The 14,257-nt window shown below is 63.8% G+C and carries 18 protein-coding genes; 12 read left to right on the forward strand and 6 right to left on the reverse strand.

The genetic code is table 11. The features are described from left to right. The first annotated feature begins 68 nt into the window (after positions 1 to 68). The 7 genes from tsaD (at position 69) to ACVILI_RS03150 (ending at position 4,878) form a co-directional block, all read left to right on the forward strand. The gene (gene tsaD / locus ACVILI_RS03120) at positions 69 to 1,154 is read left to right on the forward strand and encodes a tRNA (adenosine(37)-N6)-threonylcarbamoyltransferase complex transferase subunit TsaD (RefSeq protein WP_240565051.1); all 1,086 of its coding nucleotides are present in this window, start codon (positions 69 to 71) and stop codon (positions 1,152 to 1,154) included. Beyond that, positions 1,151 to 2,182: an NAD(P)H-dependent glycerol-3-phosphate dehydrogenase gene (locus ACVILI_RS03125; protein WP_038650486.1), complete on the forward strand. Its 1,032-nt coding sequence runs from the start codon at positions 1,151 to 1,153 to the stop codon at positions 2,180 to 2,182. The genes tsaD and ACVILI_RS03125 overlap by 4 nt, the downstream gene beginning before the upstream one ends. A 37-nt stretch (positions 2,183 to 2,219) precedes the next feature. Further along, a complete protein-coding gene (locus ACVILI_RS03130) occupies positions 2,220 to 2,516 on the forward strand; it encodes a YciI-like protein (protein WP_038650489.1) in 297 nt (98 codons plus the stop codon). 38 nt (positions 2,517 to 2,554) lie between these two features. Then, on the forward strand, positions 2,555 to 2,980 hold the full coding sequence (locus ACVILI_RS03135; RefSeq protein WP_038650492.1) for an EVE domain-containing protein: 426 nt from the start codon (positions 2,555 to 2,557) through the stop codon (positions 2,978 to 2,980). Next, positions 2,935 to 3,633 carry a class I SAM-dependent methyltransferase gene (locus ACVILI_RS03140; RefSeq protein WP_420871202.1) on the forward strand — a complete coding sequence of 233 codons (699 nt, stop codon included), beginning with the start codon at positions 2,935 to 2,937 and terminating at the stop codon, positions 3,631 to 3,633. The genes ACVILI_RS03135 and ACVILI_RS03140 overlap by 46 nt, the downstream gene beginning before the upstream one ends. 69 nt (positions 3,634 to 3,702) lie before the next feature. Next, on the forward strand, positions 3,703 to 4,119 hold the full coding sequence (locus ACVILI_RS03145; RefSeq protein WP_038650494.1) for a DUF1761 domain-containing protein: 417 nt from the start codon (positions 3,703 to 3,705) through the stop codon (positions 4,117 to 4,119). 15 nt (positions 4,120 to 4,134) lie between these two features. Further along, on the forward strand, positions 4,135 to 4,878 hold the full coding sequence (locus tag ACVILI_RS03150) for a glycosyltransferase family 25 protein (protein WP_038650497.1): 744 nt from the start codon (positions 4,135 to 4,137) through the stop codon (positions 4,876 to 4,878). 24 nt (positions 4,879 to 4,902) lie between these two features. Here ACVILI_RS03150 and gcvA read toward each other — a convergent pair whose 3' ends face one another. Next, positions 4,903 to 5,835 carry a transcriptional regulator GcvA gene (gene gcvA / locus ACVILI_RS03155; RefSeq protein ID WP_019861981.1) on the reverse strand — a complete coding sequence of 311 codons (933 nt, stop codon included), beginning with the start codon at positions 5,833 to 5,835 and terminating at the stop codon, positions 4,903 to 4,905. A 130-nt stretch (positions 5,836 to 5,965) separates the two neighbouring features. Here gcvA and ACVILI_RS03160 point away from each other — a divergent pair, with 130 nt between their 5' ends. Further along, positions 5,966 to 6,208: a hypothetical protein gene (locus ACVILI_RS03160; RefSeq protein WP_038650500.1), complete on the forward strand. Its 243-nt coding sequence runs from the start codon at positions 5,966 to 5,968 to the stop codon at positions 6,206 to 6,208. Between the two features lie 70 nt (positions 6,209 to 6,278). Here ACVILI_RS03160 and ACVILI_RS03165 read toward each other — a convergent pair whose 3' ends face one another. Next, positions 6,279 to 6,815, reverse strand: a complete 537-nt coding sequence (locus tag ACVILI_RS03165) for a L,D-transpeptidase family protein (RefSeq protein ID WP_223217913.1) — start codon at positions 6,813 to 6,815, stop codon at positions 6,279 to 6,281. Between the two features lie 144 nt (positions 6,816 to 6,959). Between ACVILI_RS03165 and ACVILI_RS03170 the strand changes: the two genes are divergently transcribed. From ACVILI_RS03170 to ACVILI_RS03180, 3 genes are all read left to right on the forward strand, one after another. Next, positions 6,960 to 7,643: a response regulator transcription factor gene (locus ACVILI_RS03170; RefSeq protein ID WP_010912284.1), complete on the forward strand. Its 684-nt coding sequence runs from the start codon at positions 6,960 to 6,962 to the stop codon at positions 7,641 to 7,643. A 122-nt stretch (positions 7,644 to 7,765) separates the two neighbouring features. Further along, positions 7,766 to 8,224 (forward strand): cyclic nucleotide-binding domain-containing protein, encoded by a 459-nt coding sequence (locus tag ACVILI_RS03175; RefSeq protein ID WP_038650502.1) that lies wholly within the window; start codon positions 7,766 to 7,768, stop codon positions 8,222 to 8,224. A 9-nt stretch (positions 8,225 to 8,233) separates the two neighbouring features. After that, positions 8,234 to 8,725, forward strand: coding sequence for a GNAT family N-acetyltransferase (locus tag ACVILI_RS03180; protein ID WP_038650505.1), 492 nt, complete (start codon positions 8,234 to 8,236; stop codon positions 8,723 to 8,725). On the opposite strand, the gene ACVILI_RS03185 is transcribed toward ACVILI_RS03180, so the two are convergent. From ACVILI_RS03185 to ACVILI_RS03195, 3 genes are all read right to left on the reverse strand, one after another. Continuing rightward, the gene (locus ACVILI_RS03185) at positions 8,726 to 9,532 is read right to left on the reverse strand and encodes an exodeoxyribonuclease III (protein WP_038650507.1); all 807 of its coding nucleotides are present in this window, start codon (positions 9,530 to 9,532) and stop codon (positions 8,726 to 8,728) included. 230 nt (positions 9,533 to 9,762) lie between these two features. After that, on the reverse strand, positions 9,763 to 10,443 hold the full coding sequence (locus ACVILI_RS03190) for an outer membrane lipoprotein carrier protein LolA (RefSeq protein WP_027047537.1): 681 nt from the start codon (positions 10,441 to 10,443) through the stop codon (positions 9,763 to 9,765). Positions 10,444 to 10,577: 134 nt separating this feature from the next. Further along, positions 10,578 to 13,241 carry a DNA translocase FtsK gene (locus tag ACVILI_RS03195; protein WP_038650510.1) on the reverse strand — a complete coding sequence of 888 codons (2,664 nt, stop codon included), beginning with the start codon at positions 13,239 to 13,241 and terminating at the stop codon, positions 10,578 to 10,580. Positions 13,242 to 13,436: 195 nt separating this feature from the next. Here ACVILI_RS03195 and ACVILI_RS03200 point away from each other — a divergent pair, with 195 nt between their 5' ends. Next, positions 13,437 to 13,808 (forward strand): hypothetical protein, encoded by a 372-nt coding sequence (locus ACVILI_RS03200; protein ID WP_038650513.1) that lies wholly within the window; start codon positions 13,437 to 13,439, stop codon positions 13,806 to 13,808. 140 nt (positions 13,809 to 13,948) lie between these two features. Here ACVILI_RS03200 and ACVILI_RS03205 read toward each other — a convergent pair whose 3' ends face one another. Next, positions 13,949 to 14,224, reverse strand: a complete 276-nt coding sequence (locus ACVILI_RS03205; protein WP_019861990.1) for a hypothetical protein — start codon at positions 14,222 to 14,224, stop codon at positions 13,949 to 13,951. Positions 14,225 to 14,257: the final 33 nt, after the last annotated feature.

The following is a 14,257-nucleotide window of genomic DNA, read 5'->3' on the forward strand; positions in this document are numbered from 1 at the left end:
TGCGTTTCCGGCATTCTCCCTAAAGGGGAACGCCTGGCTACACAATCTCTTGGGATAGCGACGAATTGATCCGCGTTCTGGGCATTGAGACGAGTTGTGACGAGACCGCCGCCAGCGTCGTGGCGCTGGAAGGCGATGCCGCGCCGCAAATCCTGTCCAACGTCGTGCTTTCGCAGATCGAGGAACATGCCGCCTTCGGCGGTGTCGTGCCCGAGATCGCCGCCCGCGCCCATGTCGAGGCGCTGGACGGCATCATCGAGGCGGCGCTGGCCGATTCGGGCACAACCCTTGCCGATATCGATGCCATCGCCGCCACCGCCGGCCCCGGCCTAGTCGGCGGCCTGATCGTCGGGCTGATGACGGCCAAGGCGATCGCCGCCGCCGCAGGCAAGCCGCTGATCGCCGTCAACCACCTCGAAGGACACGCGTTGACGGCGCGGCTGACCGATGGGCTCGAATTTCCCTATTTGCTGCTGCTGGTCTCCGGCGGTCACACGCAGATCCTGGCGGTGCGCGGTGTCGGCGACTATCAGCGCTGGGCCACCACCATCGACGACGCGCTCGGCGAAGCCTTCGACAAGACCGCCAAGATGCTCGGCCTGCCCTATCCAGGCGGACCGAACGTCGAGACGGCGGCTCTATCAGGTGACGCCTCGCGCTTTGCCTTCCCTCGGCCGATGAAGGGTTCGGCGCAGCCCGACTTCTCCTTCTCCGGCCTGAAGACCGCCGTGCGCCAGGCGGCGACCGCGATCGAGCCGCTGAGCGACCAGGACGTCGCCGACATCTGCGCCTCGTTCCAGGCAGCGGTCGCCGATGCGCTGGCCGACCGCGTTTCGCGCGCGCTGGCGCGATTCAGCCAGACATTTCCCGACACGAAAAACCCTGCGCTGGTGGTTGCCGGCGGCGTCGCCGCCAACCGCACCATCAAGGCAGCGCTGGAACGGTTGTGCGCCGAGGCCGGTTTCACCTTCGTCGCGCCACCGCTCAAGCTTTGCACCGACAATGCCGCGATGATCGCCTGGGCCGGCATCGAACGGCTGCGGGAAGGCATGGCGCAGGAGAACGGCTTCGATTTCGTGCCGCGCTCGCGCTGGCCGCTGGACAGCATCTCGGCGCCGATGGTCGGTTCCGGCCGGCGCGGAGCCAAGGCATGACTGGTCCAAGCGAGAACAGTCAGGGTATGGCCCGTCCCGGTAAAGGCGGCTGGCAGGTCGCCGTGCTGGGCGGCGGCGCCTGGGGCACGGCGCTGGCGCTGGCCATGCTGCGCGCCGGCCATAAGGTGCGGCTGTTCGCGCGCGATCCGGAAACCGTGGCGGCGATCGGCCAAGGCCAGAATCCGCGCTATCTGCCCGGCATCGCCATTGCGCCCGGCATCGAGGCGACATCGGACATTGCGGCAGCGCTCTCGGGCGCCGATTGCGTGCTGGCGGTGACGCCGGCGCAATCGCTGCGGGCGACGCTGACGGCCGCGAAGGACCATATACCGGGTGGCATCCCGCTTGTTCTCTGCGCCAAGGGCATCGAGCGCGACACCGGCGCCTTGCTGTCGGCAATTGTCGAGGAAATCCTGCCGCGAAATCCGGTTGCCGCACTGTCGGGCCCGAGCTTCGCCACCGATGTCGCCCGCGGCCTGCCGACGGCGGTGGTGGTCGCCGCCCGTGACGAGGCGCTGGCGGTTGACCTTGCCGCCCGCTTTTCCGCCGAAAACCTGCGTTGCTATTCGAGCGACGACCTGATCGGCGTCGAGATCGGCGGCGCCTTGAAGAATGTCTTTGCCATTGCCGCCGGCGCGATCACCGGCGCCGGGCTTGGCGCCAGCGCCCAGGCCGCCATGGTGACGCGCGGCTTCGTCGAACTGCGCCGCATCGGTGCCGCCTTCGGCGCCAGGCCCGAGACCTTGATGGGGCTTTCCGGCCTTGGCGACCTGCTGCTGACCTGCTCATCCGCCCAATCGCGCAACTTCGCCTACGGGCTGGCGCTCGGGCAAGGCAAGACACTTGCCGGCCTGCCGCTGGCCGAGGGCGTGCCGACGGCGGCGATCGCCGCCCGCATCGCCGCCGAGCGCGGCATCGACGCGCCGATCATCGCCGCCGTGGCGGCCATACTGGACGGCGCCATCACCATCCGCCAGGCTGTGACGGCCTTGATGACCCGGCCGCTGAAGACCGAAACCAACCATTGATCCCCCCAAATTCAATCCCAAGACCAGGAGAAAGACCATGCTGTTTGCTTTTGTTTGCAAGGATAAGCCCGGAAGCCTGCAGGTGCGCCTCGACACGCGGCCCGAGCATGTCGCCTTTCTCGAAGGGCTGAATGCGCAGAAGAAACTGGCCTTCGCCGGTCCGTTCCTCGATGCCGACGGCAAGCCCAACGGCAGTCTCGTGGTCGTCGAGGCGCCGGATCTGGCCGTGGCGCAGGCCTTGTCGGCCGCCGACCCCTATGCCAAGGCGGGCCTGTTCGAAAGCGTCGAAATTCGCCAGTGGAACTGGACGTTCAACAAGCCGGCGGTTAGTTAATTCCGGTTGCCGGCACCTGGATCGCACGGAGGAGAAACATGAACTACTGGCTGTTCAAATCCGAACCCTCCGTTTTCTCCTTCGAGGCGTTGAAGGCCAAAGGCAAGGCAGGCACGCAATGGGACGGCGTGCGCAACTACGCCGCCCGCAACAACATGAAGGCCATGCAGATCGGCGATCTCGGCTTCTTCTACCATTCCAATGAGGGGCTCAACATCGTCGGCATCGCCGAAGTCTGCGCGCTGGCCCACCCCGACACCACTTCGGATGATCCGCGCTGGGAATGCGTGGACATCCGCGCGGTTCGCGATGTGCCGAACCCGCCGACGCTGGAACAGGTAAAAGCCAATCCGAAGCTTGCCGACATGGCGCTGGTGCGGCTCGGCCGGCTTTCCGTGCAGCCGGTGACCCCGGCCGAATGGAAGGAAGTCTGCCGCATGGGCGGCCTGACGCCCACTCCGTGACGGCGCTGACCCCGCACGGCGCGAAGCAATTCATCCTCGACAACACGGCGCTGATGGCGCCGCCGCATGTGCCCGAGATTCTGCTGCGCCTCGCCGATGAAGCGCACGATCTGTGGCAGCGGACCGAGGACGAACTGGTCGAGATCGGCCTGCCGCCGCCCTTCTGGGCCTTTGCCTGGGCAGGCGGCCAGGGCCTTGCCCGCTATGTCCTCGACAATCCCGACACGGTGCGGGGCAAGCGCGTGCTCGACTTCGCCTCGGGCTCCGGCCTTGTCGCCATCGCCGCCGCCAAGGCGGGCGCCGCCGAAGTGATCGCCGCCGACATCGACCCGTTCTGCGCCACCGCGATCCGCCTCAACGGCGAGGCCAATGGCGTCGGGATCGGCTTCCTCGGCACGGATTGCATCGGCACCGATGCGGGCTGGGACGTGGTGCTGGCCGGTGACGTTTTCTACGACAAATCCTTCGCCGACCGCCTGATGCCATGGTTTGCGACACTCAAGGCGCGCGGAGCCGAGATCTTCGTCGGCGATCCCGGCCGGTCGTATCTGCCGAAATCGGGGTTGGAGCCGCTTGCAGTCTATGAGGTGGAAGTCACGCGGGCGCTGGAGGATTCCCTAGTCAAGCGCACCACCGTCTGGCGCTTTGCTTGACGCCATCGCCGAAGCGCCTGATACAGAATGCATGCATGTCGCATGGCTTGCATCTGGAGGGGGAAGCTCATGGATTTTTCAGCAGTGAACTGGCTGGCGGTCATTGCCGCCGCCGTCTTGGCCTGGCTGTTCGGCGCCGCCTGGTACATGGCGTTGAGCAAGCCGTGGCTGAAGGCCGCCAAGCTCGATCCGGCGACGATGAAGAAATCGCCGCTGCCTTTCGTAATCAGCTTCGTCGCCGAACTGGTCATGGCCTACATCATGGCCCTGATTGTCGCCGCGATGACCGGCGGTGAGCCGACATTGCTCGCCGGGCTTGTCTTCGGCTTCGTGCTTTGGCTGGGGTTCATCGCCACGACGCTGTCGGTCAACCATCGCTACGAGAATTTCGGCTGGGACCTGACCCTTATAGACGGCGGCCATTGGCTGGGTGTCTTGCTGATCGTCGGCGCGGTGATCGGCTGGTTCGGCGCCACGGCAAGCTAAGCCGGCGCATTGTCGATGGCGGACGAGTCCGGATTTCCACGCGACCAGGTGTTCACCCGGATCTGCCACGTCAAGCAAGGCTATGACGACCGGCGCCGCCACATCGTCCGCGAATTCGAGCGGCGCGGCGTGCCGGTCTATTTTTACACGGACTGGGACCAGGCAGACATCACGCCGGAAATCCGAAACGAGCTGGTCGCGCCCGCCCTTACCCACCTGGCGACCGTCTCGCTGGCGCTGAAACATGTCGGCATCTGGCGCGATTTCCTCGAGACCGACCAGCCCTACTGCCTGGTTTTCGAGGACGACGTCTTCCTCGCCCGCGACTTCGTCGCCAAGTTCCGGCAGGGGCTGGCTGAACTCGGCGGCTCAACGCGCAAGGCCGTCATCTATCTCGGCAATGGCAGCAACTACTACACGCCGAGTTGGAAATTGCGGAAGGGCCAGAAGCTTTATCCGGCTCTCCATGCAAGATGCGCCGATTCCTACCTTATCACCCGCCCGGTTGCCGAGGCCCGCTGCGCCTGGATCGCGCAAAACAAGATATCGACGGCGATCGACCACCAGATTGAGCAGATGGACGAGAGGCTCGGGGTTGAGATGCTTTGGTTCGAGCGGCCGATTGCCGAGCAGGGCAGCGAGAACGGCTCATTTCACACCTCCGTCGCCAGCAAAAAGCAGCCGCTTTTCTACAAAAAGCTGAAATGGACCCTGAAGAAGTTCCGACGCATGATCTTCGGCTACAACGCCCGGTCGTGACCGAAAGACAGGCCCGGCAGCCGCCTACACCTTCTCCGTGCCGTGCGTCTTTGCCGCTTCCTCCAGCAGCCACTCACGAAACGCTGCGATGCGGGCGTCGTCCTTCACGGTTTCCGGATAGACCAGGAAATAGGCGAATTCCGGCGCGACCTTGATGCCGAGCTCGAAGGGGCGCACGAGACGCCCCTGCGACAAATCATTGGCGACCATGGCGAAGTCGGCCAGCGCCACGGCATTGCCGTCGAGTGCCGCCTGCGTGGCATCGGTCGAGGAACCGAAGACGAGCGTGCGGCTGTCGTCGAAATCGTCGACGCCGGCCGCCTGCATCCACATGCTCCAATTCGGCCAGGTGACGCCTTGCCGCGACCAATCGATATGCGCGAGCGTATGCCGGAAGAGATCGCGCGGTTCGTTGAGCGGCGGCCCGGAAGCCAGCAGCGCCGGGCTGCACACCGGGATGATGATGTTGTCGAACAGCCGGTGCGCGCAAAGCCCGGCATATCTGCCGGTGCCGAACCGGATGCCGATATCGACGTCGTCGCGCTCGAAGTCCCTGACATCGTAGGTGATGTCGAAACGCAACTCGATGCCCGGCCTCTGACCGCGGAAATCGTCGATGCGCCGCATCAGCCATTTCGTCGCGAACTGCGCGTCGAGCGTCACCTTCAAGAGCGCCGTGCCGCGCGTCATCTTGTGGGCGCGCGACACCGCCCGGTTGAGCAGGTCGAGCGCATCGATCGACGCCTCGTGAAGCACGTTTCCCGCTTCCGTCAACCGCATGGTGCGGCTGGTGCGGGTGAACAGCACCAGATCAAGCTGATCCTCGATTTCCTTGACCTGATGGCTGACCGCGGCCGGCGTCAGCCCAAGCTCGTCGGCGGCGCGGGTGAAATTGAGGTGACGCGCCGCCGCCTCGAAGGTCCTCAGCGCGCGCGTTCCGGGCAGGAGGCGAGACATCTGATCTCCAAATAAAACTTGATGATCTGAAAAGAACTACTCGTTTCCCGTTTGTTTTTCAATCCGGCATGATCTCGACATCGAGATACCTTCAAACCGGATTTGATATCCGGAGAAACCGGATAAAGCCATGACCGACATCGCTCTGAAGTCCCATACCGCCCTGAAATCATCTCTCCCGCAGTGGCTGCGCGCCACGTTCGACTGGCTGCGCCAGGCCAACGTCGCCGCCAGGCTTCCCTTGGAATCGGTCGACGACCTTTCCGACCGTGAACTGCGCGATATCGGCGGCGAACGCCGCGACATCGCCAGGGCGATGGACCGGGAACTCCGTGAAATCGGACTGCTGGGCACGGGTTGGCAGAAGCGATAGAAAAGGAAGTGGGCAGTAGGGGATAGACGTAGAAAGAGATCCCTACTGCCTACTGCCTACTGCCCATTCCCTACCGCACCACCTTCACCACTGTCCTACCCGACAGCAGCGGCAGCAGCCGGGCCATCGTGCGCGCGGTCACCGCCACGCAACCTTGCGTCGGCGTGAAATCCGGTCGCGCCAGGTGGAAGAAGATGGCGCTGCCGCGCCCGCGGCGGCGCGGCGCGATGTTCCAGTCGAGCACCAGGCAGGCGTCGTAGAGCCGGTCGTCGCGCCGCATGCGCTCATGGCTGGCGCCATAGGGGATCTTGACAGGCCTGTTGTAGTTGCGGTCGTCTGATACCTCGCACCAGCCGAGGTCGGGCCCGATCGGCGTCATCGCCAGCCGCGTCCGGCGGCCACCGGCAAACTGATCTCCCCGGAAATAACCCGACAGGATCCGCATCGAGCCGAGCGGCGTGGCGCCATCGCCCTCGCGCTTGTCGGCCGAGATGCCGCCACGCCCGAGCGCGCAGGCAAACACGGTTTTTCCGGCCTGCAGCAGGCCCTGGCTGGGGTGGCCGGGCCTTGCCCGCACGGTCAGCACACGCAGCCGTTTCGGCAAAATTGCGCCGGCTGCATTGCGATCGCGTTTTTTCTTGTATGATCGTGCCACGGAACAAATCACTGTGATCGGCTATTGTGTCGGCCAGCTTCCGCATAAATACGCAGCGGTCAACTGAATTTCATTTTCAAAACAACGGATTGATCCATGACTTCACGCACCATCCTAATCGTCGACGACGACGACGACCTGCGCGGCACACTGGTCGAGCAACTCGCCCTCTACGAGGAATTCGACGTGCTGCAGGAAGCGACTGCGGCAAAAGGCGTCACGGCGGCACGCGGCGGCCTCATCGACCTGCTCATCATGGATGTCGGCCTGCCCGACATGGACGGCCGCGAGGCCGTCAAAATCCTGCGCAAGGGCGGCTATAAGGCGCCCATCATCATGCTGACCGGCCACGACACCGATTCGGACACGATTCTGGGTCTCGAGGCCGGCGCCAACGATTATGTGACGAAGCCGTTCCGCTTCGCGGTGCTGCTGGCGCGCATCCGTGCCCAGCTGCGCCAGCACGAGCAGAGCGAGGACGCCACCTTCTCGGTCGGCCCCTACACCTTCAAACCCAGCCAGAAGCTGCTCATCGACCCGCGTGGCGGCAAGGTGCGGCTGACGGAGAAGGAAGCCTCGATCATCAAATATCTCTACCGCGCCGACCAGAAGGTGGTGACGCGCGACGTGCTGTTGGAGGAAGTCTGGGGCTACAATTCCGGCGTCACCACGCACACGCTGGAAACCCATGTCTACCGGCTGCGCCAGAAGATCGAGCGCGATCCTTCCAATGCGGAAATTCTTGTGACAGAAAGCGGTGGCTACAAGCTGGTTCCTTAAACATTTCATTATCCAATAAGCGGTCTGGGCGGGACCGCTTTCGGGTGCGATCCTGTTGGAGGGGATTAAGGATCGACTCGTGAAGGAGGGATTGGACTGACCGTTCGGGGACGCAGCTAGAGATGGCGTTGGATGACGACATCCGCATTCTGTCCGCCGTGAGGCTCTTCCAGGGTTTCACGCAGGAACAGCTGCGCCTGCTCGCCTTCGGCGCCGAGACCACCCTGCTGCAGGCCAACCACAAGCTCTACCGCGAGGACGACGAGGCCGATTCGGCCTATGTCGTGGTCAGCGGACGCATCGTGCTCTATCGCGAGCAGAGTGGCGAGCGTATCCCGATCGGCACCGCCGGCCCCGGCACCATGCTCAGCGAACTGGCATTGATCGCCGACACCAATCGGCTGACCAGCGCGTCGGCCGAAATCGATTCGGAAGTGATCCGGCTCAGCCGCAAGATGTTCCGCCGCATCCTCGAGGAATATCCGGAACTGGCGGTGAAGCTGCACCAGCGCATCTCCGAGGAATTCCAGGACATGATCCGCCGCATCGAGGAACTGGCGCCACGGTTTTCGGGTAGGTGAGAGCCGCGAATGGACTTCCGGCTTGTTCGAGCCACCGAAAATGACCTGCCCTTCATCATGGCCACCGAACGGCGCGCAGGCTACGTTGCCTTTGTCGGACGCTGGGATGAGCCATGTCATCGCCAAGCCTTTGCCGACGGCACCCACGCCTATTTCGTAGGGATCGAAGGCTCGGCGCCGATCGGCTTCGTGATCTTGCGCGGTTGGGCTTCTGCCGAACGTGTGACACTGGTCAAGCGCATTGCCGTTGTCGCGCCGGGCCAAGGCCAGGGCCGGATGCTGCTGGCGGCAGCGATTGACCGGGCCTTTGTCGAAACCGACGCCTATCGGCTATGCATCGGCCTCTTTCCGGACAACCATCGCGCGCGGCGCGCCTACGAGGCTGTTGGATTCACAGCCGAAGGTATTGCGCGAGGAAGCGCGTTTTTCAATGGCGTGCACCGCGACGAACTGGTCATGGCGCAGCTGCGGCCGGAATGGGAAAAACGCCGGTTGGGATAATCAGTCCAGATCGAAGCGTGCGATGACAGGAACATGGTCCGACGGCCGCTCCCAGCCGCGCGCCGCGCGCAGTATTTCGTAGCCGGCGAAATCAGGCACCAGATTGGGCGACGACCAGACATGGTCGAGCCGCCGGCCCCGGTTCGATGCTTCCCAGTCCTGCGCGCGATAACTCCACCAAGTGTAGAGCTTCTGGTCTAGTGGCACGTTGTGCCGCATCAGGTCGACCCAATTGCCGGCGAGCCGCATCGCCTCGAAGTTTTCGGTCTCGACCGGCGTGTGGCTGACCACATTGAGCAATTGCTTGTGCGACCAGACGTCGTGCTCGAGCGGCGCGATGTTGAGATCGCCGACCAGCACCGAGGCGGACACCTCTGTGTGCTCGGCGCGAATAGCGTTCATCTCGGCGACGAAATCGAGCTTGTGCTTGAATTTCTTGTTGATTTCGGGATCGGGCTCGTCGCCGCCCGCCGGAACGTAGAAATTGTGCAGCAGGATCGTCTTGCCGCCGGCGCGCACCGTCACCGACAGATGCCGGCTGTCCTCGATCTCGCAGAAGCGGCGCTTTTCGACCACCTCGATCGGCCGCCGCGCCACCGTGGCGACGCCGTGATAGCCCTTCTGGCCATGGAAGGCGATGTGCTGGTAGCCGAGCCTGCGGAATGCCTTTTCCGGGAACAGCTCGTCGGGAACCTTGGTTTCCTGCAGGCAAAGCACGTCGGGCGCGTACTCGTCGAGCAGTCGCTCCACGATCGGCATGCGCAGACGAACCGAATTGATGTTCCAAGTGGCGACGGAAAAGGGCATTTGGCAATCCGGACAGCGTGCAGCCAGCCAGGATCGATAGGCCCTGACGGAGAAGACGCCTTTTGAGGGAGTCAGTCCGGAAACTGCCAGCCGCGGGCAGCAAAGACAAGCCGGGCGCCAGTTATTGATCTCGGCGCCCCTCATTGGCCTGCCGGGCATTTCTCCCCGCAAACGGGGAGAAAGAAACTGGTTTCAGCGCCGCCGCCGCAAACTTGCCGTAGCGACGGGAGCTATCTTGTCTTGGTGTTCAGCTCGCGGTTCGCCGTATAGTCGATGGCAAAGGTGTCGGGCGCGAAGCTGACGCCTTCCTTGGTGTTGAAGATCATCACCGTGGTGTCCTTGCCTTGCGCGTCGGTGATCGTCCACTGGCGCAGATCATAGGTTTTCGGATCGAACATCATGGTGATGCGCGCATTGCCGAACACCGACTTGTCGGAAAGCTGGATGGTGGTGAGATCGTCTTCTTCCTTGACGCTCTTGACGCGGTCGCCGGAGAGGTCGATCCGGTCATCGAGCAGCAGCTTCAGCGGCGTCTTCGACAGCGGATAAAGGTCCGATGTGTTCATTTTCTTGTTGAGTATGACCACCGACTTGCCGTCGGAAATCACCTTGAAATTCGACGCTCCATCATAGTTGAAGCGGATCTTGCCCGGCCGCTCGAGGAAGAATTTGCCGCCGGTCTGCTCGCCCTTGGGGCCAAACTGCACGAATTCGCCGCTCATCGATTTGACCGAGGAAAAATGGTCGGCGATCTTCTGCGCGGCGGCGGGCACGGCCGCCTGCGCCGAAGCCAGCAGCTCGAACCCGGGCACCACGTTGAAGGCGGCTGCACCCGTAGCGACAAGGCCGAAGCCGAGGAGCTGGCGGCGGGTCGGGGCAAAATCGCTGAGCTTGGAAAGATCGTTTTTCATGTCGGTCACTCTCGTGGTGATTCCTGTATCTGTCGCTGTCCTGAACCCCCAGTTGGGCTGAAGTTTGGCGGGGCGAACGCTGCTTAGTTGCTGAACGCGCCAGAGGGTTCAAAGTTGCCGTGAGCTCCCCGCCATCAGAACTTGTCGTCCTCGGTCGGCACCAGGATTTCGCGTTTTCCGGCATGGTTGGCCGGGCCGACGATGCCTTCCTTTTCCATCTTCTCGATGATCGAGGCGGCGCGGTTATAGCCAATGCCGAGCCGGCGCTGGATGTAGCTGGTCGACGCCTTGCCGTCGCGCAGCACCACCGCCACCGCCTGGTCGTAGGGGTCGTCGGAATCCTCGAAATTGCCGCCGCCACCGCCGCCGGAGCCACCACCCTTGCCGGACGGCTCGTCCTCATCCTCGTCATCATCCTCGGTGATGGCGTCGAGATATTCGGGCACGCCCTGCAGCTTCAGGTGCCCGACGATCTTCTCGACCTCGTCGTCGGAGACGAAGGGGCCATGCACGCGCTGGATGCGGCCGCCGCCGGCCATGTAGAGCATGTCGCCCATGCCGAGCAGCTGCTCGGCGCCCTGCTCGCCCAGAATGGTGCGGCTGTCGATCTTCGATGTCACCTGGAAGGAGATGCGGGTTGGGAAGTTGGCCTTGATGGTGCCGGTGATGACGTCGACCGACGGACGCTGCGTCGCCATGATGACATGGATGCCGGCGGCGCGCGCCATTTGCGCCAGGCGCTGCACCGCGCCCTCGATGTCCTTGCCGGCGACCATCATCAGGTCGGCCATCTCGTCGATGATGACGACGATGTAGGGCATCGGCTCGAGATTGAGGTCCTCCGTCTCGTAGATCGCCTCGCCGGTCTGGCGGTCGAAGCCGGTCTGCACGGTGCGCGAGATTTTTTCGCCCTTTTTCTCAGCCAGCTGGACCCGTGCGTTGAACCCGTCGATGTTGCGCACGCCGACCTTCGACATCTTGCGGTAGCGGTCCTCCATCTCGCGCACGGTCCATTTCAACGCCACCACCGCCTTCTTCGGATCGGTGACGACCGGCGTGAGCAGATGCGGGATGCCGTCATAGACGGAGAGTTCCAGCATCTTCGGATCGATCATGATCAGCCGGCATTCCTGCGGTGTCAGCCGGTAGAGCAGCGACAGGATCATGGTGTTGATGGCGACCGACTTGCCGGAGCCGGTGGTGCCGGCGACCAGCACGTGCGGCATCTTGGCGATGTCGACGATGACGGCCTCGCCATTGATGGTTTTGCCCAGCGCCAGCGCGAGCTTTGCCTTGGTCGTCTCGAAATCGCGGCTCGCCATGATCTCGCGCAGATACACCGTCTCGCGCTTGGCGTTCGGCAATTCGATGCCGATGGCGTTGCGGCCGGGCACCACGGCGACGCGGCAGGCGATCGCGCTCATCGAGCGGGCGATGTCGTCGGAGAGGCCGATGACCCGCGACGATTTGATGCCGGGCGCGGGTTCCAGCTCATAGAGGGTGACGACGGGACCCGGGCGCACGGCGATGATCTCGCCCTTGACGCCGAAATCCTCCAGCACGCCTTCAAGCAGGCGCGCATTCTGTTCCAGCGCATCCTTCGACAGGCTCGGGTCACGCGCGACGTTCTTCGGTTCGGACAGGAAATGCAGCGACGGCATCTCGAACTTGTCCGAGCCGATCAGCGAGGTCTGCGCCTCGCGCTGGACGCGTGCGCCAGGCGCCGGCCGCGGCGCCGGCGCCTCGACGCGGGTGGCGGCATCCGAACGGAACTGCTGCACCTTGGCCGTTGGCGCCGCACGGCGCTGGGTGACGGGCTCCTCGTCGAAATCCATGTCCTCGTCGTCGCGGTCGAAGATGTCGTCATCGTCCGGATCGACGGATACGCTGCGGTCATTGACCATGGCGGCGAAGAATTCCGGCTCGACGCGGGCGCGGCCATCCGGGCTCATCCGTTGCTCGGCGAATTCGGCCGATTCGACGCGCTCGGCGGCACGCCGCCAGGCGCTGGGGCGCGGCTCCATCTCCGGCTCGTACTCGTCGCGTTCCTGCCTGCGGCGCACCGCGCGGCGATGCATCCACGCGCGCAACGACAGCCACCAATGGGTGATGGCGCCGAGCGCCAATATGCCCTCGTCGCCCTCATCCTCTTCATTGTCGAACAGAAGATCGTCCTCGCGCGGGTCCGCGGCCGCCGGCTCTTCCATCACGGCGAAGCCGTTCTTGCGCCCGATCAGCGCCGAGCCATAGGCGAACAGCCAGAGCGCCGGCACGGCCAGCAGCACGGCGAGCACGCTGGCGATCAGCCCGGTCGGATAGCCGCCGATCAGCACGCCGGGAATCTTGAGCACCATGTCGCCAAACACGCCGCCGAGGCCGGTGGGCAGCGGCCAGGTCTTGGGCGGAACGATGCAGCCGGCGATGGCGGCGGCGAGCAGCGCGAAGCCGAACCAGAACAGCCCGCGCTTGGGCAGCCTGTCGACGCCGCGCGCCGAAAACAAGAGATACCCCCAGATGACAGCCGGAACCAGCGCCGCAACCGCGGCAAGGCCAAAGAACTGCATGGCGAGGTCGGAGAAAACCGCGCCGGCATAGCCCATGGCGTTGGTGACGGTGTTGTTGGTGGCGTGCGAGAAGCTTGGATCGGCAACGTTCCAAGTGGCGAGGCTGGCAACCCCGAAGGCCACAGCCAGAAACATGCCGGCGCCGACCAGCCGGCCGACCTGGCGCCGCGCGAAAGCCTGGATGCCGTGCCCCGTATCGGTCATCGCGAGCGGTGCTGAAGCCCCTGAACGCATGCTCTTCCCCGTCAGTGATTGCCTGGCCCTAGCGCATGACGCACTCCGGCAGATTCGGATGCCAGACTATCGGTGGGAAGGTTAAGGGGGCATTAACTATAAGAGGTTGAGATCATCAAACTCGTCACTTCAGGTTGCAGCGGAAGCGGGCGGGATGTGCAATGTCGCCGTGCGGCCACCGGGGTGGATAGAGGCATGCGGTCTATCTTCCTTCGCGGGGCGGCCCTGGCCTGGGCAGGGCTTGGTCTCCTGCTTGCTGCGCACTGGTTTATCGAACTCGGGATGGTGGGCTTTCCGGATGGTCACGTGACGCCCTTTGCCAGGGCGACCGGCCCGCTCCTGCACCTGCTCGCCTCCGCCTGCCTGATACAGGGCCTGTATTTTCTGTACAGGGCTCTCTTCGGCAAGGCATTTGGGGTGCCGGGTCTAGGCCTGCAAATTCTGATTGCGGCCGTACTGACGGTGGCGCCGACGTTGATTGTCCGCAATTGCCCCCGTTCCCAGATGTGCAGCAGTGCCTATGAGGCGCTGACAAACACCATGATGGACGACGGCACCGGCGGATAGACTCCGCCATCGGACGGGCATCGGGAACGCCTGCGGTCTCCGCCAAGGCGTACCGGCAAACGAAACAATGGCGGGCACCTGGACCCGCCATCGTTTCGCTCGACAACAAAAGGATCGGGCCTCTGCCCGATCCCGCGCGATCACTTGTGACCGGCGTACATCATCAGGTTGGCGCAGAATTCGGCGTGAGGCTTGCTCATCGCTGCGTCCTGGCACTCCTTCATCATCTGGTCCTGCTTGTCCTTGGCCGTCGAGGCCCAGGCTGCCTTGAAATCCGCCTCGGACTTCATGGTCTTCATGCCGGCATCGGTGAAGAACGGCGCCATATTGTCAGGCTCGTCGAGCGCGCCAGCAAGCGCAACGCCGCCGACCATCGACAGAGCCAGTGCTCCCAGGAAGATGTTCTTGATGTTCATCAGTTGGTTCCTTCCCTGTTGGTAGCGAGCACC

Source organism: Mesorhizobium sp. USDA 4775 (assembly GCF_054062655.1).

What these genes read in the sequence shown, in the direction of transcription:
- ACVILI_RS03125 (WP_038650486.1), top strand. Translation starts at nt 1,151, where the DNA reads ATGACTGGTCCAAGCGAGAACAGTCAGGGTATGGCCCGTCCCGGTAAA.
- ACVILI_RS03130 (WP_038650489.1), top strand. Translation starts at nt 2,220, where the DNA reads ATGCTGTTTGCTTTTGTTTGCAAGGATAAGCCCGGAAGCCTGCAGGTG.
- ACVILI_RS03135 (WP_038650492.1), top strand. Translation starts at nt 2,555, where the DNA reads ATGAACTACTGGCTGTTCAAATCCGAACCCTCCGTTTTCTCCTTCGAG.
- ACVILI_RS03140 (WP_420871202.1), top strand. Translation starts at nt 2,935, where the DNA reads ATGGAAGGAAGTCTGCCGCATGGGCGGCCTGACGCCCACTCCGTGACG.
- ACVILI_RS03145 (WP_038650494.1), top strand. Translation starts at nt 3,703, where the DNA reads ATGGATTTTTCAGCAGTGAACTGGCTGGCGGTCATTGCCGCCGCCGTC.
- ACVILI_RS03150 (WP_038650497.1), top strand. Translation starts at nt 4,135, where the DNA reads ATGGCGGACGAGTCCGGATTTCCACGCGACCAGGTGTTCACCCGGATC.
- gcvA (WP_019861981.1), bottom strand. Translation starts at nt 5,835, where the DNA reads ATGTCTCGCCTCCTGCCCGGAACGCGCGCGCTGAGGACCTTCGAGGCG.
- ACVILI_RS03160 (WP_038650500.1), top strand. Translation starts at nt 5,966, where the DNA reads ATGACCGACATCGCTCTGAAGTCCCATACCGCCCTGAAATCATCTCTC.
- ACVILI_RS03170 (WP_010912284.1), top strand. Translation starts at nt 6,960, where the DNA reads ATGACTTCACGCACCATCCTAATCGTCGACGACGACGACGACCTGCGC.
- ACVILI_RS03175 (WP_038650502.1), top strand. Translation starts at nt 7,766, where the DNA reads ATGGCGTTGGATGACGACATCCGCATTCTGTCCGCCGTGAGGCTCTTC.
- ACVILI_RS03180 (WP_038650505.1), top strand. Translation starts at nt 8,234, where the DNA reads ATGGACTTCCGGCTTGTTCGAGCCACCGAAAATGACCTGCCCTTCATC.
- ACVILI_RS03185 (WP_038650507.1), bottom strand. Translation starts at nt 9,532, where the DNA reads ATGCCCTTTTCCGTCGCCACTTGGAACATCAATTCGGTTCGTCTGCGC.
- ACVILI_RS03190 (WP_027047537.1), bottom strand. Translation starts at nt 10,443, where the DNA reads ATGAAAAACGATCTTTCCAAGCTCAGCGATTTTGCCCCGACCCGCCGC.
- ACVILI_RS03195 (WP_038650510.1), bottom strand. Translation starts at nt 13,241, where the DNA reads ATGCGTTCAGGGGCTTCAGCACCGCTCGCGATGACCGATACGGGGCAC.
- ACVILI_RS03200 (WP_038650513.1), top strand. Translation starts at nt 13,437, where the DNA reads ATGCGGTCTATCTTCCTTCGCGGGGCGGCCCTGGCCTGGGCAGGGCTT.
- ACVILI_RS03205 (WP_019861990.1), bottom strand. Translation starts at nt 14,224, where the DNA reads ATGAACATCAAGAACATCTTCCTGGGAGCACTGGCTCTGTCGATGGTC.